Origin of the sequence: Methylobacterium mesophilicum (assembly GCF_022179445.1) — a bacterium.
In the GTDB taxonomy this organism is placed as follows: domain Bacteria; phylum Pseudomonadota; class Alphaproteobacteria; order Rhizobiales; family Beijerinckiaceae; genus Methylobacterium; species Methylobacterium mesophilicum.
In genome coordinates this window covers 17,100-40,935 of sequence record NZ_BPQU01000028.1, presented here as the reverse complement: position 1 = coordinate 40,935, position 23,836 = coordinate 17,100, and the positions used below count along the sequence as shown (strand labels likewise).

The 23,836-nt window shown below is 68.5% G+C and carries 19 protein-coding genes; 6 read left to right on the top strand and 13 right to left on the bottom strand.

Going from position 1 to position 23,836, the window contains the following annotated elements; all coding sequences use genetic code 11:
- Positions 1 to 25 precede the first annotated feature (25 nt).
- A complete protein-coding gene (locus MFF40_RS22160) occupies positions 26 to 2,593 on the top strand; it encodes a CheR family methyltransferase (protein ID WP_238262256.1) in 2,568 nt (855 codons plus the stop codon).
- 509 nt (positions 2,594 to 3,102) lie between these two features.
- On the opposite strand, the gene MFF40_RS22155 is transcribed toward MFF40_RS22160, so the two are convergent.
- A complete protein-coding gene (locus MFF40_RS22155) occupies positions 3,103 to 3,492 on the bottom strand; it encodes a hypothetical protein (protein ID WP_238262253.1) in 390 nt (129 codons plus the stop codon).
- An 87-nt stretch (positions 3,493 to 3,579) separates the two neighbouring features.
- Here MFF40_RS22155 and MFF40_RS22150 point away from each other — a divergent pair, with 87 nt between their 5' ends.
- Positions 3,580 to 4,257 carry a recombinase family protein gene (locus MFF40_RS22150; protein ID WP_238262251.1) on the top strand — a complete coding sequence of 226 codons (678 nt, stop codon included), beginning with the start codon at positions 3,580 to 3,582 and terminating at the stop codon, positions 4,255 to 4,257.
- Between the two features lie 659 nt (positions 4,258 to 4,916).
- A complete protein-coding gene (locus MFF40_RS22145; protein ID WP_238262250.1) occupies positions 4,917 to 5,174 on the top strand; it encodes a hypothetical protein in 258 nt (85 codons plus the stop codon).
- Positions 5,175 to 5,874: 700 nt separating this feature from the next.
- Here the strand turns inward: MFF40_RS22145 and MFF40_RS22140 are convergent.
- From MFF40_RS22140 to MFF40_RS22120, 5 genes are all read right to left on the bottom strand, one after another.
- On the bottom strand, positions 5,875 to 6,363 hold the full coding sequence (locus MFF40_RS22140; RefSeq protein WP_238262248.1) for a hypothetical protein: 489 nt from the start codon (positions 6,361 to 6,363) through the stop codon (positions 5,875 to 5,877).
- A gap of 310 nt (positions 6,364 to 6,673) precedes the next feature.
- Positions 6,674 to 6,958 carry a helix-turn-helix transcriptional regulator gene (locus MFF40_RS22135; protein WP_238262246.1) on the bottom strand — a complete coding sequence of 95 codons (285 nt, stop codon included), beginning with the start codon at positions 6,956 to 6,958 and terminating at the stop codon, positions 6,674 to 6,676.
- Between the two features lie 211 nt (positions 6,959 to 7,169).
- A complete protein-coding gene (locus MFF40_RS22130; RefSeq protein ID WP_283206116.1) occupies positions 7,170 to 8,375 on the bottom strand; it encodes a tyrosine-type recombinase/integrase in 1,206 nt (401 codons plus the stop codon).
- A 303-nt stretch (positions 8,376 to 8,678) separates the two neighbouring features.
- Positions 8,679 to 9,584 carry an alpha/beta fold hydrolase gene (locus MFF40_RS22125; RefSeq protein WP_147854868.1) on the bottom strand — a complete coding sequence of 302 codons (906 nt, stop codon included), beginning with the start codon at positions 9,582 to 9,584 and terminating at the stop codon, positions 8,679 to 8,681.
- Complete coding sequence (locus MFF40_RS22120) at positions 9,585 to 10,598, bottom strand: SDR family oxidoreductase (RefSeq protein WP_147897671.1); 1,014 nt, start codon at positions 10,596 to 10,598, stop codon at positions 9,585 to 9,587. It lies immediately after the preceding gene.
- Between the two features lie 266 nt (positions 10,599 to 10,864).
- Here MFF40_RS22120 and selA point away from each other — a divergent pair, with 266 nt between their 5' ends.
- Together selA and MFF40_RS22110 are read left to right on the top strand one after the other, a co-directional pair.
- Positions 10,865 to 12,280 carry an L-seryl-tRNA(Sec) selenium transferase gene (gene selA / locus MFF40_RS22115; RefSeq protein ID WP_147897672.1) on the top strand — a complete coding sequence of 472 codons (1,416 nt, stop codon included), beginning with the start codon at positions 10,865 to 10,867 and terminating at the stop codon, positions 12,278 to 12,280.
- 114 nt (positions 12,281 to 12,394) lie between these two features.
- A complete protein-coding gene (locus MFF40_RS22110) occupies positions 12,395 to 12,865 on the top strand; it encodes a MarR family winged helix-turn-helix transcriptional regulator (RefSeq protein WP_147854835.1) in 471 nt (156 codons plus the stop codon).
- 4 nt (positions 12,866 to 12,869) lie between these two features.
- Here MFF40_RS22110 and MFF40_RS22105 read toward each other — a convergent pair whose 3' ends face one another.
- Entirely contained in the window at positions 12,870 to 14,216 is a 1,347-nt protein-coding gene (locus MFF40_RS22105) for a pentapeptide repeat-containing protein (protein ID WP_147854836.1), read from the bottom strand.
- Positions 14,217 to 14,264: 48 nt separating this feature from the next.
- A complete protein-coding gene (locus tag MFF40_RS22100; RefSeq protein WP_147854837.1) occupies positions 14,265 to 16,583 on the bottom strand; it encodes an FdhF/YdeP family oxidoreductase in 2,319 nt (772 codons plus the stop codon).
- 156 nt (positions 16,584 to 16,739) lie between these two features.
- Here MFF40_RS22100 and MFF40_RS22095 point away from each other — a divergent pair, with 156 nt between their 5' ends.
- On the top strand, positions 16,740 to 16,913 hold the full coding sequence (locus MFF40_RS22095; RefSeq protein WP_147854838.1) for a metallothionein: 174 nt from the start codon (positions 16,740 to 16,742) through the stop codon (positions 16,911 to 16,913).
- 121 nt (positions 16,914 to 17,034) lie between these two features.
- Here the strand turns inward: MFF40_RS22095 and MFF40_RS22090 are convergent, their stop codons facing one another.
- From MFF40_RS22090 to MFF40_RS22070, 5 genes are all read right to left on the bottom strand, one after another.
- The gene (locus tag MFF40_RS22090) at positions 17,035 to 17,322 is read right to left on the bottom strand and encodes an MTH1187 family thiamine-binding protein (RefSeq protein ID WP_092043425.1); all 288 of its coding nucleotides are present in this window, start codon (positions 17,320 to 17,322) and stop codon (positions 17,035 to 17,037) included.
- A gap of 306 nt (positions 17,323 to 17,628) precedes the next feature.
- On the bottom strand, positions 17,629 to 18,939 hold the full coding sequence (locus MFF40_RS22085) for a lysine N(6)-hydroxylase/L-ornithine N(5)-oxygenase family protein (RefSeq protein WP_147854839.1): 1,311 nt from the start codon (positions 18,937 to 18,939) through the stop codon (positions 17,629 to 17,631).
- Positions 18,936 to 20,792 carry an IucA/IucC family protein gene (locus MFF40_RS22080; protein ID WP_238262242.1) on the bottom strand — a complete coding sequence of 619 codons (1,857 nt, stop codon included), beginning with the start codon at positions 20,790 to 20,792 and terminating at the stop codon, positions 18,936 to 18,938. The genes MFF40_RS22085 and MFF40_RS22080 overlap by 4 nt, the downstream gene beginning before the upstream one ends.
- Positions 20,789 to 21,874, bottom strand: coding sequence for a GNAT family N-acetyltransferase (locus MFF40_RS22075; RefSeq protein ID WP_147897677.1), 1,086 nt, complete (start codon positions 21,872 to 21,874; stop codon positions 20,789 to 20,791). The genes MFF40_RS22080 and MFF40_RS22075 overlap by 4 nt, the downstream gene beginning before the upstream one ends.
- A complete protein-coding gene (locus MFF40_RS22070) occupies positions 21,871 to 23,637 on the bottom strand; it encodes an IucA/IucC family protein (protein ID WP_238262240.1) in 1,767 nt (588 codons plus the stop codon). Before MFF40_RS22070 ends, MFF40_RS22075 begins: the two co-directional genes overlap by 4 nt.
- Positions 23,638 to 23,836 lie beyond the last annotated feature (199 nt).

Genomic DNA, 23,836 nt, shown 5'->3' with positions numbered 1-23,836 from the left:
CCTCGACATCGGGCCAGAACGCGTGATGCTGGGACCCGACGAACGGCGCGGCATCGATCCGAAGGCTAAGAACGCGGTGATGGACCAGGACCACTTTCCGATCGTCGGCATCGGCGCGTCCGCGGGCGGCATCGAGGCGATGCGGGGCTTCTTCCGCGGGGTGCCGGAGACGCTGGAGGCGGCCTTCGTCGTGGTCACGCATCTCAGCCGGGAGCACAAGAGCCTGCTCCCGGATGTGCTGGCCCGGTTCACGCCGCTCGAGGTCGAGGCCGCCACCGACGGCGTGCAGGTCCGGCCGGGCCGCGTCTACGTCATGCCGCCCGGTTTCGTCGTGGGCATCGCTGGCGCCCGGCTGACGTTGACGCCGCTCGGGCCGGCGGGCCGCGAGACCAAGCCGATCGACATCTTCCTGACCGCGCTCGCCCTCGACCAGGGTGAGCGCGCAGTCGGGGTGATCCTGTCCGGCGGCGACGGCGACGGCGCCATCGGCGTCAAGGCGATCAAGGAGCACGGCGGCCTGACCCTGGCCCAGACCGCGGATGGCGACGGCCCCGAGACCGCCGACATGCCGCTCAGTTCGCTGCGGACCGGCTTCGTCGATTTTGGCGAGATGGCCGAACTGATGGGCGGCCGGATCGCGGCGCACGTCGCTTCGTACCTCGCTGCCGCGCCGGATGCGCAGGTCGACGTGGTCCCGCGGGAGCCTGACGCTGAGCAGCTCACCGAGATCTTCGCCATCCTCCGCCGCCAGGTCGGCCACGACTTCTCGGGGTACAAGCCCAGCACCTTCGTGCGCCGGCTGCAGCGGCGCATCAGCGTGGTCGGCGCGGCCGGGCCGGACGCCTACCTCAAGCTGCTGCGGGCCGACCCGGCCGAGGTCGGGGTGCTGTTCCGGGACCTGCTGATCGGCGTGACGAACTTCTTCCGCGACACCGCCGCCTTCGAGGCGCTGGCCACCCAGATCATCCCGAAACTATTCGACGCGCGTGCGGCGACCGATGGCGTGCGGATCTGGGTGCCGGCCTGCTCGACCGGCGAGGAAGTCTATTCCCTGGCCATCCTGGTGCGCGAGCACATGCTCACCCTGGCGGATCCGCCGCGCGTGCAGATCTTCGCCACCGACATCGACGAGCGCGCGCTCACGGTCGCCCGGACCGGCCGCTACCCGACGGCCTACCTGTCCGCAGTCTCGGCCGAGCGGATCGCGCAGCACTTCGTCGTAGAGGGTGATAGCGCGGTGGTCGCGAAGGCCGTGCGCGACCTGTGCACCTTCGCGCCCCACAGCGTGCTGCGCGACCCGCCGTTCTCCCGCCTCGACCTCGTCTCCTGCCGCAACCTGATGATCTACCTCGGCGTCGAGGCCCAGCAGCAGCTGATACCGGTGCTGCACTACGCCCTGCGCCCGCGCGGCTACCTGTTCATCGGGATGGCCGAGAACGTGACGCGGTTCGAGGACCTGTTCGAGACGATCGACAAGCAGCACCGGATCTTCCAGGCCCGCGATGCGATCCCGCCGGTGCGATTGCGGCCGATGTCCGGGTCGGACACGTCGATCTTCCAGAGCGCCGGCCAGCCGCACCGGCGCAACGTGACGACGCACGCGGCTCTGCGGCACGCGGTGGAGAGCCAGATGCTGTCCGAGTTCACGCCGCCACACGCGGTCGTGACGCGGACGGGCGAGGCCGTGCACTACTCGTCGCGGATCGGCGATCACCTGGAGGTCGTGCCCGGCCAGCCGACCCGGGAGCTGGCCGCGATGGCGCGCAAGGGCCTGCGGCTGGACCTCCGGACGGCCCTGCGCGAGGCGATCGAGGGCAATACCATGGTCTTGCGCGACGGCATCGGCGTCGCGCTGTCGGACGGCCGTCTTCAGTCGATCTCTCTGGTGGTCAAGCCGCTGACCACGCCCGGCGCGAGCGAGCCGCTGTTCCTGGTCGTGTTCAAGGAGGCCGCTGCGCCGGTCGAGAAGGAGCGGCAGCAGGCCCTGGAAGCGAACGAGCGGGACACGGCGCTCCAGGGCCTGGAGCGGGAATTGAACGTGACGCGCGAACGGCTCCAGGCCGTGATCGAGGAATACGAGACCTCGCTGGAGGAGCTCAAGTCCTCGAACGAGGAGCTGTCCTCGGTCAACGAGGAGATGCAGGCCGCCCACGAGGAGCTCGAGGCTTCGAAGGAGGAGACGCAGTCCCTGAACGAGGAGCTGCAGACGATGAATTCGGAGCTCACGTCGAAGATCGAGGCGATCGACCAGCTGAGCGACGACCAAGCCACGCTGTTCGAGGGCATGAACGTCGCCAGCGTGCTGCTGACGCCGGACCTCCAGATCCGCTTGTTTACCCGCGCCGCGGCGCAGATCTTCGGCCTGCAGCCGAGCGACGTCGGCCGGTCCCTGCGCAACTTCTCGGCGCCGATCCCCATGGGGTGGCTGCTGGACGAAATCCCGGCGGTGCTGGCGGCGAGCCGACCCTCCGAGCGGACGGTTGAGGGGGCGGACGGCGCCCGCTACCGGGTCCAGCTGATGGCCGCCTCCCGCACGGGCAGGCGGATGCCCGGGATCGTCGCTAGCTTCACCAACTTGGTCGAGCCGGGATGATCGACCGGTTCGCGCGCCGCGCCTGGGACCTCGGCAGCCCACACTAGAGCCGTGCCCGACCACGTTGGGTCGGGAACGAATCTAAGCTCTTGTTTTGACGCGCTCTCTTGCGACGAACCGGAGCCACTTCGTCGGAGAGCGCTCTAGCGTGACACCGACACGGCTGCCTGCGCGCGGACGGCGAGCTTCGGAATGTCTTTGCAGGCCGGTCTCCTCCGATCTTGGGAGAGAGCGGATCGTGTCGCCGACCTAGGCCGAAGCTGGAACGTCAGCCTTCTGGCAGCAAGTCAACGTCCGATTGCCAGCCATAGCGGATCATGCCGAGAGTCAGGATACGGAACCGTAGCTTCTGAGGGCAAATAAAAATGCTTTTGGAGAATAGATAAATATCTCGGTCTTCCAGGCCGGGACCTATACTAAATTGAAAAAACGCAAATTTGTAATTTCATGTCTATAATATCAGAGACGACGCCCGCTACGTTGAGACGAGTATGTGAGCGCGCCTACCACTACGCCGCGGCCTGCCACGTCGACTTGGTCGAGGTCCTGGTCGAGGTCCTGGTCGAGGTCCTGAGCGGGGCGAGCTGGCGTGCTCTCACACCAGGGCGGGCACCCCGGGCCGGCGGCTGCGGTCGCACCAGTCCGGCGTAGCTCCCCACGATCCGGCGCATGTCGATAGACGGTAGTCGGTCGAGAGAGTCTGCGGCAGGCACCAGGGCGGCTGGGTCGGTCTCGGCCTGGGCCAGGAGCTCCACGAGGTCGGCGGCGCGGGGACCGGCGAGAACGCGGGCGAGGGCTCGGAAGGATCGGAGGTGGGCGACGCGCTCGGCCGGGTCGAGGTCGAGGGCCCACGGTCCGAACTGCCGCGCGGGCGCGAGGCCGGCGAGGTTCGAGGTCACGGTGAAAATCCTTTCGGGAGGGGGGGCGAGGGACTTGCGTTACAACTCCAAACGCTCGTATGAAGGTGTCACATCGGAGACGCCGCCGTGTCCGCCACGCCCCGCACCCTGGTCGCCTACCTCCGGGTTTCGACGGACCGGCAGGGTAAGAGCGGTCTGGGCCTGGAGGCGCAGCGCAAGGCGGTCGAGGCGTTCGCCGCGGCCGGTGGGTTCGAGGTCGTGACCGAATTCGTTGAGGTCGAGACCGGCAAGGGCGCCGACGCCCTGGACCGCCGGCCGCAACTGGCCGCCGCGCTGGGCGCCGCCCGCAAGGCCAAATGCGCGGTCATCGTCGCCAAGCTGGATCGCTTGTCCCGCGACGTAGCGTTCATCGCTGGACTGATGGCGCAGCGGGTGCCGTTCATCGTCGCCGAGCTGGGCGAAGGCGTCGACCCGTTCGTGCTCCACCTCTACGCCGCGCTGGCCGAGAAAGAGCGCGCCATGATCTCGGCTCGCACTAAGGCCGCGCTGGCTGGCAAGGTCGGCAAGGGCGTCTTGGGCAATCGCACGAACCTGGCCGAGGCCAGCGCCAAGGGCGCCAGCGCCAACCGGGCGGGTGCCCAGGCCTTCGCGGCGAACGTCCGGCCGATCATCGAGTCCATTCGCAAGGCCGGCGTCACATCCAATCGGGGCATTGCGGCCGAGCTCAACGCCCGCCGGGTCGAGACCGCCCGCGGTGGCGAATGGTCGGCCGTCCAGGTCGGGCGCATCCTGGCCGCCGCCTGATCGGCCGGGTGATCGGCCCCTTACTGGTCCGGCGGATCGGATGGGGGTTCGCCCCGTCCCCGGCGACTCCGAAGCAAGCGGCCGGTCTCTTCGATGGCAGCGATGGCGACGGGCGACAACGCGCCGATGAGGGCGGCAAGGGCTAGGATGGTCTGAGGGTCCGGCATGAGGCATCCGTGATGACGATGCCGGAGTTTTGTCCGGGACTGGCTAGTGCCGGCTTAATCCGGTTGGTACGGCGTTAACCTTTCTGTGGGCCGGCACAGCGATCCTCACACGTTGACCGGCGTCTTGATCTGCACGGGCGACGTGCTGGTGTCTCCCAAGCGGATGCTACTGGCACGGTCGCGATCAGCTCCGCCCTGGTGTTCCTGATGCTGGGGGGCGCTCTGGTAGCCCGGAAACGAGCAAGGCCCGCCCAGGGGGACTGAGGCGGGCCTGCTGCGACTGCGCCAGCGAGGCCGCACCGTGTCATCAGGGGGGCGGTGCTGCTCTTCCGGCGCTCAGCCAAAGCCGATCGCTGCGGCCATCCTGCGCCAGCATGGTTAACGAGCCGTCATCGGGACCCGCTCTGTTCACGAATGTCGGTGACACCCGGCTGGCACCTCGCCATGTTCGCTTTCCGTTCTATATCTCCGGCCAAGCTCGGAGGACAGGCGATGGCGCGACGCGGGGTGTTCGTTCGATGCGAGGAAGTCGCCTTCCTGGAGGCGGCAGCCCGCTGGCGCCAACAGTGCATCTTGGTGCTGACCAGGGCCAAGCCGCAGGGTGACATGTACAAGGCTGTCTCGGGCATCGTGGACGCGATCGATGGCGTGGCCGAGGTCGTCGTCGGCGACCGCAAGCGCTTCCATCAGGAGAGCCCACGGACGCCCGGCCCGGACTTGCCGCCCGGGAAGTGGCGTACCGTCGAGTAGATCTTCTACGTCGACACCCACAACCTGAACGGCACCCGCCTGCGCTCGCGCTCAAGGCAAGAGATGCAGAACGGAAGATGAACAAGCCGGCGCGACGACATGCGGATAACGGGCACAAACCCTGTCAACCGCTTGCATACGCCGCTGGGATGGGTTCGGTTGCTATCAGTACGTGAGGGGGAGGTGGTCCAACCCCTGATAAGGCAACCACCTCCCCAGCCAGCCACGTACGGCACAGCGGGTCCATACCGCTCGCCGAGGCGACCACGAGGAGACGGCGGGGTCCAAACTCGCCCGGAGGCGGCTTCCACACCCGGCTCCCCTCTCCGGTCATCCTGCATCACGCCGGCCCTTACGCGCAACGCGTACGCCTCCAGGCTGCTGTTGGCCGTTGTGAGTAGCGGGGACCGTACGTCCCTGCCGACCAGCGCTAGGGCTTGTCGAACCGGCGCAGACTCCGCGCATCGCGCTTCTCGTTCACGTACCGGTTCTCCTCCCGGTAGGCCCGCTCGCTGTCACGCTGAGCCTGCCGCCGCATGATTTCGGTTTGCTGCCGCTGGCTGCTCTCGATGTCCCACAGGGCGTTGATCTCGCGCTGGCGCTGGAAGTCCTAGGCGACCGCCGGAGTGGATCCTGAGGCCGGGGCAGCGAGGGCGAGATAGGGTAGAGCGCGCATGTACGGCGGTCTCGCTGGCCGGAGCTACGCCACGGCCGCCTCGGGGCCTGGCATCATTCCGGACATCACCCGGATCGTTGCTTTCGCCTGGTGTAGGCGCATCCGTGCATCGTGATCGGACACGCCCCGGATGTTGCTGCACCGGGTTAGGATGCCGGTCGTCTCAGCCACTTCCTCGATCGCCGTGGCCATCAAGAACTCTGTGGGGCCACGTTCCGCGAGCTCGGCCGCGATCCACGCCTCGACGTTTTCGGCAGTCACAGACATGTCCTCGGGGAAGGGGAGGCCCATGCCTCGGCCATCGCGGATGCGATCCATCAGCACCTCGTGTTGTTCCGAGCCGGGCCACAGCGCTTCGAGGATAATCAGTATGTCCTCCGCGTTACTTTCCTGAGGGAAGGGTTCGGCCAGCAGCGCTTTGGCGGCGACGTGGAGGGCTTGGCCAATGATGTGGGCGTCTCGGCCGGTCACATCCCGGCTGAGGGTTAGGATCACGTTCTCGGTGCTGCTCACGTTGAAGGCCTCATCGCTTGTGATGGGATAAGTGAGAAAGCCGGAGCGATGGCCCTCCACCCTTGGAGCTACGACACGTCGGAGACGCGCTACAGCTATACCGCCTCAGGTACGTGTTTCTGGACAGGCCGGGCATCGCATATCGGCGGATATTACATAATGTGACTAGAATTTTACCTCGTCAACTGGCTATCAAATTTGCAATTTGCTTCGATCCGCAAATAGAAAGCAAATTGCGCTAATGCAAACAATTGCGCAAGCGGATCGCAATTTCGCGTTTGAGATGTCAAAAAGCAGGGGGCTGGAGAGACTATGCCCTCAAACCCGACTTGGCGTGGGAGTTATCGTTCCCAGCTTGCGAAGTCTTCCACTGGTGCCACGTTAGGCCGGCGATACGCGCGTCTTGGTAGTCACAAAGATCGCCGATCCGCCAGCCAATGCGGCGGATGGACAGGCCAATCGGATCCGGGATGACTTTCTGGTCCCTGAGACGGCGGAAAGTTGAAAGGCTCACCCCGAGGAACGCAGCGGACTCCCTTGTGGGAAGCACGCGGCGGCGCGCGATATCTGGTGGTAGGTCGGCGAGGGCGTTCATAAGCTCTCCTGAGTGATCGAGAGCGCCGATCTGCCAGACGGGTTTGATCTCGGCAAAGGAAAGATGATCGTTGATATCAGGTCAGTGATAGCCAAATGAACGTCAGCGTACTGACGTTGACAATATTCAATTAAAACAGGTACTTATATCACACTCTGCGAAATTATGTCGCAGGTGCTAATTGCCTTGGCAGATGGGTCCAATTTGGCCGTCAGTCGCCCGACAGACGCTCGACGTATTCAGCCCAGCGGTTCAGAGCTTCGCGCTTCTCGGCCGCGTAGTCGTGGCGCTGGTATACGCCTACGATACCGCGGAAGGTGCCACTGGTGTGGTTGAGTGCCTTCTCCACGGCCTCGACGGACGCACCCAGCCGAGCCATGCCCGTGGCCGCGGTGCGCCGCAGATCATGGACGCGCCACGGCTCCGCGAAGGCGACGCGCTCATCGAGCCTGCCCTTGGCCTTACTGAAGCCCGAGAATGGACCAGCTCCGGCGCCAAAGGCAAAGGGCCGCCCCGCAATGCGTGGCGCCTCAACGAGGATCGCTGCGGCTTGGGGGCTGAGCGGAACTTCGTGGGATCGCTTGTTCTTCGTCCGGTTCGCCGGGAGACGCCACAAAGCGGCGTCGAGGTCGATTTCCTCCCACCGAATCCCGGCAACCTCATCTCGGCGTTGGCCGGTTAGAATAAGTAACCGGACAATCCGGCCGAAGTCTTCCACCGGTGGGCAGGCACGCCAGACCGCCGTCAGCTCCGAGTCGGTCAACACCCGTTCACGCCGGATCTCCTGGGCGGGGGCGTTGGTGCCGGTCACCGGATTGATATCGCACAGCCCCTCGCCGATGCACCAAGCGAACACGGTGCTAAGCGTGCGGCGGGCGCGGAGGGCGGCTTGCGGCCTCGGGTCCTTGCCCGCCGGCCCCTGCGCAATCTGGCGGAGCTGCGCCGCGACATCGGCCCGCTTCACGGCGGTGAGGGGCTTCGCGTGGAGGCCCGCCCAGTGCTGGCGCAGATGCGTCTGGAGATTCGCGTAGGTGGACGGCCGCATCCGCTTCTCGGCGTCCGCCATGTAGCGCTCGAAAGCATCGGCGACTGTGACTCCGGTCGGCCCGCTATTAGCCCGGCGTGCCTCGCGCGGATGATCCCCAAGCGTGGCCTGAGCGAGCTGCTTTTGCGCGGCCTTGCGAGCCTCGGCGACATCCACCACGTTCGCGGCGCCGATCGTCACCAGCGAAGATTTGCCCCCCAGGCGGGGAGGGCGGATCACCCATGTCCCGCGATTAGGCCTGAGGCGGTAACCAAACCCTTTCAGCTCCTCGTCCCACCAAATCCGTTCGCTCTGCCCGGGCTGGAGCGCCAGCTTCAACACGTTTGTCCGGGTTAATCGAGTTACGTTCTCCGTAGCTGCGCGGCGGGGCATAGAGCAATCTCGGGGTGCACTTGGGGTGCAGTGGGCCCGAGTTTGATGGCCCCTGCTGACCCATCATGACAGCTCAAAGGAGAGGGTCAAAGGGAGAAATCGCCGCCCCTGCTGCACCCCGAGCGCACCTGAACGCCCAGCACTCCCCCTTTACACGGAGAGGGTCGGGGGTTCGAGTCCCTCACCGCCCACCAGCGCTACCGGGCGCGGCAGCGACGGTTCCCTGGGCCGAGGTCCGCACCCCCCCATCGACCTGGGCTACGAAGTGAGCGCCGGACTTCCGTAAAGACACCCAGACGGAGTCTAACCCCCGATCGATCGAGCCGCCCGTACGACCGCAGCAGCATCAATGTGCGGGAACATGTGACCGGCACCGGGCAGCAAGTCGAAGGTCGCGCCCGGGATCATCCGGGCGGCGGCGGCCCCGTGCAGGTACGCATTCACCACGATGTCGGCGCCGCCGCAGAGGATGCGGGTTGGAACGCTGAGTTTGGGGTAGCCCACCACGCTGCGGGTCAGGGCCGGCCAGAGCCAGCCGGCATCCTCCCCCTCGGCGGTGATCTGCGCGGCCCGCCCGGCCAGCGCGAACGGGAAGTCGGTGCGGAACCGCTCTGGCATCGCCTGGGGCAGGAACATCGCGTGCCACAGCAGCGGCAGCAGCGCCGGATCGCTCGACGCGCTCAGGGCCCGGGTGAGGAGATCCCCGCCGAACGGCAGCGCCCGCGGTCCGAATAGCATCTGCTCGAGGCGCAGCTCTGGGAAGCAGATCGGGGCCAGGGAGACGATACCGGTGATCTCGCCCGGGTAGAGCATCCCGTAGGCGAGGGCGACCGCGCCGCCGAACGAGTGACCCAGGATCACCGGTCGCTTCAAGCCCAGCCGCTGCATCGCGTCCCGGATCTGCTTAGCCTGATCCCAGATGTCTGCCCCGGATCCGCGCGGGCGCAGGCTGAACCCATGGCCGGGGCGGTCGACGGCGACCACTCGGAAATGCTTGGCGAGCGCCGGCACCGGGCCGAGCCATTGATCCTCCAGGCACATCAGCGTGCCGTGGATCGCCACGAGGTCGGGGCCTACGCCGGTCTCTGCATACGCGATGGTCCGGTCGTCCGGGAGGTGAACGAACCGGCGCGGAACGATCCGAGGATCGGCGCGCTCGCCCGGCGACGGCTGGGCCGGGCCGGGGAGGGTTGCTGCCGTGAAAGCCAATTACAGGCGCTTCCTGCGGCCGGGGGCCGATCCGAGCAGGGCCAGAGCCGCCACCGTGCCGACCCCGAGCAGACCGGCCGCCGTGGCGAGCGGGTGCAGGCTCGCCCGGGTGTAGGCGCTCGTGCGCATCACGTAGACCGGCGGGTCGCCGCGGGTGAGGCCGGCCGAGACCGGTGCGTGCAGGGCGCCGGACGGGTCACGGGGCGGGATGCCGCGCTTCTGCATCGCGATGATCGCGGGGGCCATGTAATCGTAGGCGCCGGGGGCGAATTCCTTGCCGGCCACGAAGGCCTTGCCGGCGCCGCCGACGAAGATGTCGCGCTGCGGGTGTACGGCTGCGTGCAGGATCGCGTTGGCGACTTCCTCGGGCGGGTAGATCGGCGGCGGCAGACTCGGCTCGCGGTCCATGTAGTTGCGCGCGCGCTGGGGCAGGGGGGTGTCGATCGAGGCCGGCTTGACCAGCGTCACCGAGATCGGCGCGTCCTCGACCATCAGTTCCATGCGTAGGGCGTCGGTGAAGCCCTTCACGGCGTGCTTCGAGGCCGCGTACATGCCCTGGAACGGGAAGGCGAGATCGGACGCGATGCTGCCGACGTTGATCAGTGCGCCGCCCTGCTTGTTCAGGTGCTCAACGGCGACCAGGGACCCGTAGATCGTGCCCCAGAGATTGGTCTGGATCAGGCGCTGATGGTCTTCGTCGCTGATCTCGCGGAGGCGGCCGTAGATCGACGCGCCCGCGACGTTCACCCAGGTGTCGAAGCCGCCGAACGTCGCGACCGCCCGGTCGGCGATCGCCTGGACCTCGGCCCGGTTGCCGACATCGGCGACGACGTGGAGCGCCTTGCCGCCGACGCCCTCGATCTCGGCCTGGATCTTGGCCAGCGCGTCGCCGCTGCGGGCGGCCAGCACGACCCGGGCGCCGCGCCCGGCCGCCATCCGGGCGGTCGCGAGGCCGATGCCGGACGATGCGCCGGTGATCACCACGACCTGCTCGCGGAGCGGCTTGTGCTTCATCGCTCTTCCCCACATCTGCGATCCGCGCGGCCGGCCATGCGACGCCGGCGCGTTCACGCGCATGAGGTTAGTCGCCCGTCGGTCCGTACGGTTCCGCCTTGGTCGGGGGTGATCGCGTCGCAGGCGTCGCCGTCGCCCGGCTGATCCTGGGGGATCGCGTGCAGCGTGGCGGGGTAGTCCTCGGCGCGGGCATCCTTATCTCTGTGCGGACCATGACATCCTCAGTGACAGCCTGCCCGACCCCCGAAGACGCAACCGAAGATACGATGCGGATTCCGCGCCGGATCCCGTCGGTGGAACGTCTCGTCGGCGGGGCCGCGGAGGAAATGCTCACCGCCTATGGGCGCACGGCCGTCACCGCAGCCGTGCGGGCCGTCCTCGCCGGGATCCGTGCGGAGGGGGGCTCCGTGCCGGACGAGGCGGCGATCCGTGAGGCGGTTGCGCAAAACCTTGCGGCCGAGCGGCGGGTGTCCCTGCGGCCGGTCTTCAACCTCACCGGCACGGTGCTGCACACCAATCTCGGCCGGGCGCTCCTGCCGCGCTCCGCCGCCGAGGCCGTGGCCGCCGTGATGGTCCAGGCGAGCAACCTCGAATTCGATCTCGCCACCGGGGCACGGGGCGAGCGCGACGACCACGTCGAGGGCCTGATCTGCCGCCTGACCGGGGCCGAGGCCGCGGTGGTCGTCAACAACAATGCCGCCGCGGTCCTGCTGGTGCTGAACGCCCTGGCGATGCGCAAGGAGGTGGTGGTCTCGCGCGGCGAGCTGGTGGAGATCGGCGGCTCGTTCCGGGTGCCCGACGTGATGGTCCGCGCCGGCTGCCGCCTGCGCGAGGTCGGCACCACCAATCGGACCCATCTGCGCGATTTCGCCGACGCCCTGGGACCGCGCACCGGCCTGGTCATGAAGGTGCATCCGAGCAACTACGCAATCACCGGCTTCACCGCCGAGGCGGACCCGGTCGCGCTCCACGCCCTCTGCCGGGAACAGGGCGTGCCGCTGGCGGAGGATCTCGGCAGCGGCAGCCTCGTCGACCTCGCGGCCTACGGCCTGCCCCCGGAGCCCACCGTCCGGGCCGCGCTGGCGCGCGCCGACATCGTGACCTTCAGCGGCGACAAGCTCCTCGGTGCCGTCCAGTGCGGGATCATGGCCGGACGGAAGGACCTGATCGCCCGGGTGCGCAAGAACCCGCTGAAGCGGGCGCTGCGAGTGGACAAGATGACCTACGCGGCCCTGGAGGCGGTGCTACGGCTCTACCTGCATCCCGAGCGGCTGGCCGAGGAGTTGCCGACCCTGCGGCTGCTCACCCGACCGCGCGCGGCGGTCGACGCGCAGGCCCGGGCCCTCGCGCCGGCGGTTTCCGAGCGGCTGTCCGGCTGGGCCACGGTCTCGGTCGACGCGTGCATCAGCCAGATCGGGTCCGGTGCGCTGCCGGTGGAGACCTTGCCCAGCGCCGCCCTGGTGCTGGTGCCGGATGGCGAGGGCGGGCGCCGCGGAGCCGGGGGGCGCTGCAAGCGCCTGGCCGAACGCCTGCGCGGATTGCCGGTGCCGGTGATCGGCCGCATCAGCGGCGATGCCGTCCTGCTCGACCTGCGGACCCTCGAGGACGAGACCGGGCTGCTGGACAGCCTATCGCACATGTCATCGTCAGGTGACGGAGCGCCAGGGGCCCGGAGTTGTTGAGAAACCGAGCGTGGAGCGGGAGCTTGCACGCACGCTCAGCGTGTTATGCTAGAAGGGCCAACCCGCGGTCGCGGTGCGAGACAAGCGGCACTCGGACCGCGATGGGCGAGCAACATGTCGTATTCTGTGGACACGATCGAGGCAGAGCAGGCAACAGATCCACTCCTGCTCGATAACCAGCTTTGCTACGCGCTCTACGCGGCCGCGCACCGGATGACGAAGTCTTACCGGCCGCTTCTGGAGCGGCTCGGGCTGACCTATCCGCAATATCTCGTGCTGCTGGTTCTGTGGGAGCAGGACGGCGTGACGGTCTCGGAGATCGGCCGGCGGCTCAGGCTCGATTCCGGCACGCTCACGCCGGTGCTGAAGCGGCTGGAGAGCGCGGGCTTCCTGGTCCGGACCCGGCGTCAGTCCGACGAGCGCGAGGTCGAGATTGCCCTGACGCCCCAGGGCGCGGCGCTCCGTTCGGAGGCGGTCACGGTGCGCGAGAGCGTGATGTGCCAGCTGGAACTGAGCGAGCCCGAGATGCGCGCGCTGCGCAGGGATCTCGGCATCCTGATCGAGCGGCTGAGCGTCAACGACTGACGGCTCACCGGCGGAGGCGGTTGCCCAGCACGAAGCCGTAGAGGCCCATGAGGATGATCCCGGCCGCGCCTTCGAGGCCGACCAGCAGGTTGGTCACCCGGCCGGTCGGCTTAAGGCCGATCTCCGGCGGGTTGGCCGTCATCATGTTGAGCGCGCTGTAGCTCATCAGGTCGATCGGGTTGTAGGTCGGCCCCGCCTCGGGACCCTCAAGCACGATCAGGCCGCCGGTCAGCCCGAACAGGCCGGCGAACACGACGATCAGCAACGCGAAGGCCCGGGCGATGCGCGACAGGCTCTCGCCGTAGTCGCACAGCCACTCGACGAAGCGGTCGGCGGTCCAGCGGTAGCCGTGGCGCAGGATCCCGGCCCCGTCTCGCTCGACCCATGCGGCGCGTGCCTGTTGTCCGGCATGGACACGACCCATGCGGCGGCCGCGCTTGTAGGCCCAGCTCGCCGCATCGTGGCTGCCGATGCTCTTCCAGTTCTGCTCCAGGGCGAGGTAGCTCGCCTGCGCCAGCTCGTAGGCGCCCGCCACCTCCTCGCCGACGGCGCCGCCGAGCTGCTCGACGCTCATCCGGGTACCGTTGAGCCATGCCCCGGCGAAGCGTGCGTGCCGCAGCCGGCAGGTGGCGAGGTTGAGCCGGACGAGATCCGTGTCCGACAGGTCGGCACCGGATAGGTCCGCGCCGTCGAGCTTCGCCCCGGTGAACTTGGCGCCGCGCAGGCGCGAGCCGGCCAGCGTCGCCTTGGCCAGGCTGGCACCCTCGAAATCCGCGTGGGTCAGGTTGGCGTCGGCGAGCTTGGCCTCGTCGAGCCGCGCGTTGCGGAACACCGTGTCGTCCGCGTCGGCTCCGGAAAAGTCGGCGCCCCAGAGGTCGGCATCCGTGAAGTTGGCCCCGTCGAGGAGCGCCCCCGACAGGTCCGCGAAGCGCATCGCCGCCTGCCCGAAGCGGGCATCCTCCAGCATAGCGGCGGAGAGCTTGACCTGGCCCGCCACGATGCCGGCGAAATCCGCGCCCGAGAGGTCGGCCTCGGACAGGTCGGCCTCCTCCAGGATCGCCCCGACGAAGCGGGTCGAGCGCCCGACCGCCCCGGTGAGGCTCGCCCGGCGCAGGTTCGCGCCCGACAGGTCGGCCTCCTCCATCCGGGCGCGGGACAGATCCGAACCCGCCAGGGACAAGCCGCCGGATTCGGGGTCGGCCCGTGCCGCATCCAGTTCGGCCAGCGCATGAGCGCCAGCGTCGACATGCGCGAGATCGAGGCCCGGCTCGCGCAGGGGCGTGCCGGAGGCGATCAGGTCCAGGAGACCGCGCAGGCGCGGCTCCACGTTTCGGGGCGTGACCTGATCCATCCCGGCTCTTTGCCGGAGAGAACGGCGCCGCGCCAGATCCCCCCGGGCTCAGGTCGTCGGCATCGCCGCGCTGACCCGCACCGTGATGGCTTTGGCGGCCGGCGTCTTGGACTGCTCGTCGTGATGCCACAGGGGCAACAGCACGTTCAGCTCCGGATAATAGCCGCCGCAATTCCCCTGCGGGATGTCGTAGGCGATCACCCGCAGGCCGCCGACGCGCCGTTCGACCTGGTCGCCGGCCACCGCCTCGACATCGACGGAGCCGCCGTCCTTCAGCCCGAGCCGGGCGATGTCGGTCCGGTTCATGAACAGGATGTCGCGGGTGCCCTTCACGCCGCGGAAGCGGTCGTCGTACCCGTAGACCGTGGTGTTGAACTGGTCGTTCGAGCGCAGCGTGATCAGGTCGAGCACGTCGGGCCCATGCTTCGGTAGGTCCGGATCGGCCTCCAGCCCCTCCGGCACCGAAAAGTTCGCCTTTCCGGTCTCGGTTTCCCACTTCCGGTCCCGGGCGCCCAGCGGCTTGGTGATCCCGCCCGGCCGGAACATCTGCCCGTTCAGGTCGTGGAACACCTTGGGGTAGGTCGCCTCGATGGCGTCGCGCACCCGGCCGTAATCGGCTACCCACGCATCCCAGTCGATCCGCGGGTTCGGCGGCACTGAGGCCTTGGCGATCTCGGCGACGATCCAGGGCTCGGAGCGCACCTCCGGGCCGACCGGGTCGGCCACGCCCCGGGAGCCGTGGAAGCGCGCGGTCGAATCCTCCATCGAGACCGCCTGCGGGCCGGTCGCCTGCCGGTCGACCTCGATGCGGCCGAGGCATGGGAGGATGAAGGCCACGTCCCCGTTCACAAGGTGCGAGCGGTTGAGCTTGGTCGAGATCTGGACGGTGAGGCGCTGCCGGCGCCAGGCGGGCTCCATCCGCCCGGTATCGGGGATCGCCCGCAGGAAGTTGCCGCCGAGGCTGACGAAGGCTCGGACGCTGCCGTCCAGGATCCCCTCGCAGGTCTCGACCGTGTTCAGGCCCTTCTCCCGCGGCGGCTCGAAGTCGTACAGCTCCTTGAGCTTGTCGAGCGGCGCCAGCTCCGGCTTCTCGGTGATGCCGACCGTGCGCTGGCCCTGCACGTTCGAGTGGCCGCGCACCGGGCAGATCCCGGCTCCGGGCTTACCGATATTGCCGCGCATCAGCAGCAGGTTCACCAGCATCCGCACCGTCTCGGTGCCCTTGCGGTGCTGGGTCAGCCCCATCCCGTAGATGCCGATCACCGCTTTGGCGCGGGCGTAGGCTGCGGCCGCGGCTTCGAGGGCCGGGCGCGTGAGGCCGGAGCGACGCTCGATCGCGGTCCAATCCTCCCGATCGCAGAACGCCACGAACTCCGCGAAGCCGTGCGTGTGCTCGGCGATGAAGGCGTGGTCGAGGATGGCGGGACGGCCCGATGCGGTGGCCTCCCGGTCCATGGCGAGCAGGGACTTGCACAGGCCGGTGAGCGCCGCGAGGTCGCCGCCGGCTTTGACCTGGTGATACTGCGTCGAGATCTTGGTCGCCGAGCGCGTCAGCATCTCCACCGGCGATTGCGGGTTGGTGAAGCGTTCCAGCCCGCGTTCGCGCAGCGGGTTGAAGGTGATGATCTGTGCCCCCCGGCGCCGGGCCTCCTGGAGCGGGTGGAGCATCCGGGGCGCGTTCGATCCGACATTCTGGCCGAAGAAGAAGATCAGGTCGGTGGTCTCGAAATCCTCCAGCAGCACCGTGCCGACCGGCGCTCCGATCGATTGCGGCAGCGCCACCGAGGTCGGCTCGTGGCACATGTTGGAGGAGTCGGGCAGGTTGTTGTTGCCGTACAGCCGGGCGAGCAGCGCCCACATGTAACTGGTCTCGAGCGAAGCCCGGCCGGAGGCGTAGAACACCGCGGATTTCGGGTCCTCTTCGCGCAGGGCCTTCAGCTCCCGTCCGATCTCTGCGAAGGCCTCACCCCACGAGACGGGCCGGTACCGGTCGGCCTTGGGATCATAGCGCATCGGATGGGTAAGGCGGCCCTGCTCTTCCAGCGCGTAGTCGCTCCAGCCGAGCAATTCTGTGACGGTGTGGGCGGCAAAGAAGTCCGGGGTCGCCCGGCGGCGGGTCTGTTCCCAGGCGGTCGCCTTGGCGCCGTTCTCGCAATATTCGAAGGCCAGGGGCTTGGCCGGCTTCGCCCAGGCACACGACACACACATGAAGCCGTCGGGCTTGTTTTGCTTGACCAGCATCGCCGAGCCGGTGACCGGAACGCCCTCGCGGGTCAGGATCTCCACGAGGGAGCGCGCCGAGCCCCAGCCGCCCGCCGGGCCGTCGTAGGGTTCGATCCGTACGTCGCCGGTGTTCTGGTCGGTCATGCCGTCCTCCTCCCGGAACGCCAGCGTCCGGACCGGAGGGAACGCGCGAGGACGCAGGTCGGATCACGGGCGCGTCACCGCGGCGCCGATCGGCTTCCGCCCCGGGTCCCGCGGCGCTACCCTGAGGCGGCGAATGACTCGTCCCAGGAGAAGAACATGGCCAGCGTCGACGTCGAGATGGTGAAATGCGCCTGCCAGGACTGCGTGTGCGTGGTCTCATTGACCAAGGCGGTGTCGCGGGACGGCAAGGCCTATTGCTGTGATGAATGCGCCGACGGACATAAAGATCACGCCGGCTGCGAGCATGCCGGCTGCGCCTGCCACGGCTGAGCAGCCCGCGCCCGCGCGGACGGTGCCACCGCCGCGCGGCGCTTCAGGACACGGTCCCTGATCCAACGCGCCCGCTGTCCGCCGGACCGATAGACACTCCCGCGGACAGCGATCCACCCCGTCAGGAGACGGCCGCCAGCTTGTCGGCCATGGACTGCTCCTTGTCCCGGCGGGTGGAGAAGATCAGCGTGAAGAAGGTCCGCTCGACGCCGAGTTCGGCGAGCCTGGCCTCGCAGCGTTCCGCCAGGGCGCAGACCTCAGACAACTCGGCTTCGATGTTGGTGCCGTTGGGATGCATCGTGGCGGTCAACCCGCTCGCCTCGATGATCGCTTTGATCTCGCGCACGTAGGGCGAGACCGACGGGCCGACGCCCATCGGCACGATGCACAGGTCGGCGGATACCTTCATGGCGATGCTTTCCAAAAGGCGCGGTCGTGCCGGATCGCGGGACGCGGCCGGGTGACGGGTGCGTACGATATCACGAAGACGGCGCCTGATCGGGCAGACAATGCGGCGAGGCCGCTGCGCCGTATCCCGGAACGGCGAAGGCCAAGCGCAGGCCGTCCGCGTGCGTTCGTCACGCGCGATCAACCGGATCGCGGTGATCCGAACTTGGAGCGCTCGCTGCCGCAGGGGATCCCGGTTCGGCGCGAGCGAGCGCGTTGCTTCAAGGACTAAGAGCTGTCCCCGATCGCAACGCGAGCGGGAAGGGCTCTAAGGGCGGCCTTCGCCTTCGTGCGACATCTGCTTCGGCTGGGACGTCGACCAAGCCAGGGGCGGCGACGGCAGGTTGGTCTCGAAGATCGTGCGTCCCGCCAAGGCGTTGACGATGACGCCGCTGCGCCAGGCCATGAGGCTGAGCTGCGGCTCCGCGATGCCGTGGCTCACGAGGCCGCCGTTGAGGACGAAGAGCCGGTGGCCCGCCGGACCGTCCCACGTCGCGGCGAAGTCGGAACCGATCTCGGGCCGGCCGTCCGCGTCGAGGACGAGGCGGTCCCGCAGCGGATCGAGGCAGGCTGGCAGCGCGTATCGGTAGCCTGTGGCCAGGATGACGAAATCGGCATGCGCAACCTCGATGCCTCCGTCGAAGCCGTTGCGCATGATGAGGCGGTAGCCGCCGATCCGGTCGACATCGAGCACGGTGCGGTGCGGCAGCAGGCTCGTGGAGAGGGGGGCCTCGGCGAGGTGCCGCAGGTTGTAGAGGCGCCGATAGATCGCCCGCAGGGTCGCGGCCGAGATGCCGTCACCGGCGAGCTTCTGGCGTGCCACCGTGGAGCGGCGGCGGGCATCCGGCAGGGTGTGGAAGCTCTCGACGTAGCCGGGCGTGAACAGCTCGTTCGTGAACGGGGTTGCGTCGATCGGCTGGAAATTCGGGCGACGGCTGATCCAGGTAACGGCAGCCGGCGCGTCCGATCCCCGGTTCAACAGGTTCAGCACGATCTCGGCGCCGCTCTGCCCGCCGCCGATCACCGCCACCCGCCGGCCTGCGAACCGATCGAGGGCGAAGGCGACCTGAGAGCTGTGGACGTGGTCGCGCGGGTCGAGCTTCTCCGCAAAGGCGGGCAGGCTCGGCTGCAGTCCGACGCCGAGGGCCAGGTTACGCGCCCGCACGGTCCCCCGGTCGCCGTCGAGGCGAAAGTCGCGTCCTTCGAAGCGGACCTCACGGATCGCGGTGCCGAAGCTCAGGCTCGGCAGCCGAGCCGCGACCCAGGCGAGGTACTGCGCGAATTCCCGGCGCGGCACCGCCTCGAACTCGGCATTGAGGAACTCGTAGAAGCGTTTCTGCGCCACGAGGTAAGCCAGGAAGCTCCAGGGACTCGTCGGGTTCACCGCCGTGACGAGGTCCTTGAGGAAGGAGGTCTGCAGCGCGACGTCCGGAAGCATCATGCCCGGGTGCCAGTCGAAGGCCGGCGCCCGGTCGAAGAACCGTGCGTCGAGGTCGCCGACCGCGTCGAGCTGCGCCGCGAGGCTCAGATTGAACGGGCCGATTCCGATGCCGGCGAGGTCGAGGGGGTGGTCGCTCATGATGCGCGGGCTCCTGCCTGTATGCCTGCCCTGTCGTCGTGCCCGGTGCCGGCCTCCCGGGGGATGGAGGCCTCCGCGCGATGGAGCGGGTTGATCAGCGGACTGCCGAGCCGCGGCACCGGTCGCAGATTGGAATCGCCGTAGCCGAGGCTGAGCCGGACGCGGTTGATGCAGATCCGCGGCACGGTCGGCGCGAACAGCTCGAACTGGCTGAACCGGTCGGCGAGGTCGGGGTGCCGTGCGTGGTAGCGGCGCAAAACCCGCGCGAGCGCTCCGTAGAAGGCGGCCTCGGGAAGGCCGTCGCTGCGCAGAAGCGCATCCGACACGAAGCGCAGCAGACTGGCGAAATGGCCGGTCTGTAGGTGCTGCAGCAGGTGCGCGGCCGGCCGCCGCAGAAGGGTCTCGCGCACGCCGTCCGGCAGGTCTGCGGCCTCGGGGAAGTCCTGGTCCACCAGATCGGCGTCGCCCTGGAAATCCTTCAGCGCGACGCCGCAGGGCACGTCGTCCTCCAGGATCAGCGTCACGTTCTGACCGTGGGCGATGAAGCCGACGCCGTAGCGGCAGAGGAAGTGGTAGAGTGGGACGGCCACGTGGTCGAACAGCCGCTCCAGCCACGCCTCCGGGGCGAGGCCGGACCGGGCGATCAGGCTGGATACGAGCGGGCGGCCCGCTGCATCCGCCTTCAGCAGCGCGCCCATCATGAGAGCGGATCGGCCGGGTCCGAGGCGGCCGGCGATGCCCTCCCGCCAGATCACGCCCAGCATCTCACGGTACTGGTACGGCGCATCCGCGATCCGCTCGTAGACGGGGTGCGGATAAAAGGCGCCTGCGCGTTCCCGCAGGATCACGGTGCCGGCGAGCGCCGGGTCGCGCGCGACCTTGTCCGCCAGCCAAGCCGAGAAGGCCGGTCCGATCTCCATGTACCTGCCCGGCACGCCCCGCCAGGCCGAGGTGTTGAGGATCGTGAGCGCGAGCTTCACGTCCAGGCGGCCGTCCGCATCCGCGCAGGCGAGCGTCCGCAGCGATTGCTGGGGCCGGTAGCCGCGGCCGAAGGTCCCCAGGGGGACGAGGCGCCCGGCCGCGATCTCGCCTGCGAAATGCAGGGCGATCTTGTTGTCCCACTGCCAGGGATGGACCGGCACGAGCAGATGGGTCGCGGGATCGGCCCCGCGTGCGGCGCAGGCCTGCGCTAGGCGCGCCCGTTCCGGCCCGTCGAGGGCGTCGGCCACGAGGTCCGCCTCGGCGAGGCCGGGCTCCAGGCTGAGGCGGCAGGCTGTCCGGTCTGCCGCGACCCAGAACAACCGGATCTCGGGTTGGAATTCCGGCGCGTAGGCCTCGTAGTCGGCCAGACCCCAGCCGATCCGCCCCTTGCTCGCGGGGGCCTTTGGGTGGCCGTCGAGATAGGCCTGCAGGACGCGGTCGCTCAGAGCGAGCAGATCCGGCCCCGTCATGTCCCGGCCGATCGCCGCGATGCGGGCATCGGCCGTGAGCGTGCTCAGCACTTCGGCGGCATAGACGCAGAGGGTGGCGGACTCTATCCCGAGCGTACGGCTCGCATCCACCAGGAACCCGGCCGCGTCGCCGGCCGGGGTAACCCTGTTACCCGCGATGCGGAACAGGCTGGACGGATCGATCGCGAGGTTGCCCCAGATCCGGCGCTCGGCCGCGAAGCGGTAGGCGATCCCGCCGTCAAGGCGCAGCAGCCACTGCGTACCGGTCCGGTCCGCCAGCTCTGGTGCGAACGCCTCCTCGAACGCGAGTTCGGAGATCGTCTTGGCGATGAGCGCACGATTGAGATCGAGCCAGAGCGGCGCCGTCACGGCCGCGCCGCCCGGCAACGGTCCGGCGCTCACAAGGGAACCTCGCGGAAGAAGCGCTCGCGCTCGCAGCAGACCAGGGCCGCGCGCTTGTGGGGGAAGTCGAACTCCTTCAGCGTCTCGTAGGCCGCATCCCCGCAGTAGCTCAGCATCTTGCGATGCGTGGCCCGCGGCTCGCCCATGATCCGCCGGGTGCGGGGCTCGTCCAGGAACAGGTAGTGCGTGATGGCCCTGAACCAGGCGAGGGTCTTCGGCCGTCCCAGGTGCGCGACGTTGCCGATCAGCCCGTGCCAACCGCGGTCGAAATCCTCGGCGTCGTAATAGGGACCGAGCCGATCCTCCTTGGCCCAGTAGAACTCGAAATAGCCGACCGGTACGTCGTCGAAGCTGCCGATCACCCCGAACAGGTGCGGGTCGTCCTCCTGGTCGGCGAGGTAGCGGTCCAACTCCGCCTCGCTCTGCGCGAGTTCCCAGTAATAGGCGACGCGCTTCTGGTTCATCCAGCCGTGGAACAGGCCGAGATCGTGCCGCCGGTCTATGGCGCGAAACGACAGGGTCGTGCCGAGCTGCGGCAGCCAACGCCGGTAAAACGAGCCGTTCGGCTGCGGCGGTCGCAGGGGCGGTAGACGGTCCTGCGGCCCGATCCGCGAGCGGATCAGCGGGTAGGCGGCCCGCGTTCCGGCTGCCAGCCATAGCAGGGGAAGCTGATAGAACAGCGCGCGCTCCACGACCGCGTCGGGCGCGGCCGGGTCACCCTCAGACTGCGCCGCCAGTGCGCGCAGGGACGCCGCGCTGCCGAGGCCGGCGACACGTAGCCGCCCGGCCTCCGGGCACCGCTGGAACGCGGCCTCGACCAGGGCCGCCACGACCGGCGCGTCGGCGGGATGACGGCCGGCCGAGCCGGTGAGCGCCAGGAAAGCTTCGTCCGCGCCGGAGCGCAGTTCGGCCTCCGCGATCGGGTCGCCGCCGCGCGATAAGGTCAGCCGGACCCTGCTGGCATCGGACGGCAGGCTTTCGATCACGAAATCGTCGCCGGTGGCGGCCCAGTGGCGGCTCGTCCCGGTCCAGCCGTCCAGCGCCGTCCCGGCGGCGGCATCGATGCGGGCGCGCACCGTCATGGCCGGGCGCCTGCGCGGGCGGACGGAGCCGCGAGGGGGTTCGGAAGGTCAACGTAGCTCGCCAGAGGGTCGGTCACGTCGGTGTTCTCGTTGAGGTTACGGAAGCAGATCTGGAAGTTGCCCTTGCTGCCCAGGGCCGGGGCGTCGAGCAGCAGGCGCAGGCAGGTCTTGTCCCGGAGGTCCTTCCCGGCGAGCGCCTCGACGAATCGGCGCAGGGCCCCGATGAGGGCGCCCTCCGGCGCCAGGCCGGCGATGCCGATGGCTCCGATGACGGCGAAGACGCTGTTGACCACGAGGTAGTAGGCCATGACCCGCGCAGCCTCCCCGGAGGTCAGGAGGTGCCCGGCCTCGAGGTCGAGCCCAGGGGCGGCCTCGCGGAGGGCCGGAAGGAATTCACGCACGAAACCCGTACCTTGGCAGTCGCGGAAGAAGGTCCGGACCGGCCAGCCATCCGTGAGTTCGAGGACCAGGTTCTGCTGGTGCGCGCCGAACAGAAGGCCGAGCGCGCACTGGATCTCGAGGATCGGCCCGACCGTGACGGTGAGGAAGCGCTCGAACCAGCGCAGGGCAACGGCCTCGACCGGGCCATCGCCGTCCGCGTCCTTACGGCCGGCGATGCGCAGGATCGTGTCGGCCAGCCCGCTGCCCCGCCCATCGGGATAGATCTCGCAGAGAGCGGCCAGCACCGCGGCCGGCCGCTCGTCCGCCCCGTGGAACGGGTTGTCCCGCAATGCCACGAACGTCTGCGGCAGCGCGGCCCCATCGGCGCCACGCAGCGCAAGATAGGCCGGCTCGCCGAGGACGTGGAAGCTCGGCCAGCGCGCGGCGATCTCGGCGCCGACCGGCCCGTTCAGCACCCCATCCACGACGAGGCCGCGCGCGCACTCGACGCTTTTGATGAGGCGCAGCGAATTTGTGAGCCTGAGGCTCAGCGAATGCTTGAGCATGAAGCGCGCACCCGGTGCGTAGAGGGTGCGCAGCGATGTGGTCGCGTACCACGGCCCGCCGGCATGGCCGTGGTCGCGCAGGCGGCCGGTGCGGAACAGGGCGTCGATCTCCGGATCGAGCGCGAGGCGGGCCGCCTGCCACGGATGGACCGGCAGCAGCACGCGCCCCCCGCTCGCGGCGAATATCGTCGGATCGAAGCCGGCATCTTCAGCGGCGAGGTCCGCGCAGAGGTCCGCTGCGCTCGTTGCCCGCGAGGAACCCTGGACGACCGTCTCCGGCGCGGCCGACCACCAGCGCAAGGGAAAGCCCCGACCGTATTCCGGCGCGAAGGCGCGGGAATCGGCCAGCGTGAACTCGTCCCGGCTGCGCGGGGTCGGATGCACGGAATGGCCGAACCGGAGCGCGCGCTCGGCCTCGCGGAAGCTCGGGTCGCGGCTCAGGAAGATGCCCGGTGCAGGGGCGCGGACGAGGATGTCTTCGACGGTGGCGAGGCTCTGAAAGAGGCGGCGCAGGAAAATCGGCGCGGCCTGCGGTGCTGCCGGTCCGACGATGGCCGGCTCGTTCGCCACCGCTGCCGCGAACGCCGCCAACGCCATGATGCGGGGCGGCTCGCCGGGGCGCAGTTCGCGGAACGGCAGCCTGAACATGTGCTGGCCGACGGACGAGACATGGGTGACCGCGATCTCGATCACCGAAGCTCGGCTCGGCAGCGAAATCCGCAACACGGGACGCGTCGGATCGTCTTCGCGCGCCTCGGCGGTCGCCAGAGTCCAGCCGGCCCATTCCCGCATCAGGCTGTTCAGGAAGCTGCGCACCGATACCTGGGAAGCAACGTCGGCACATGAGATGTCGGCTTCAACCATACGACCCTCTTCATATCGCGGCATTGCCAATAGACAAAAGAAAAATGGGGCGCAATAGATGATTAATACTATAGAACTATTTTAAATTTATGGTGTGAAGGTTGCCATGCCGGTTATCGCGCCAATAAGATCCGTGCGCGGACGGAGGTGT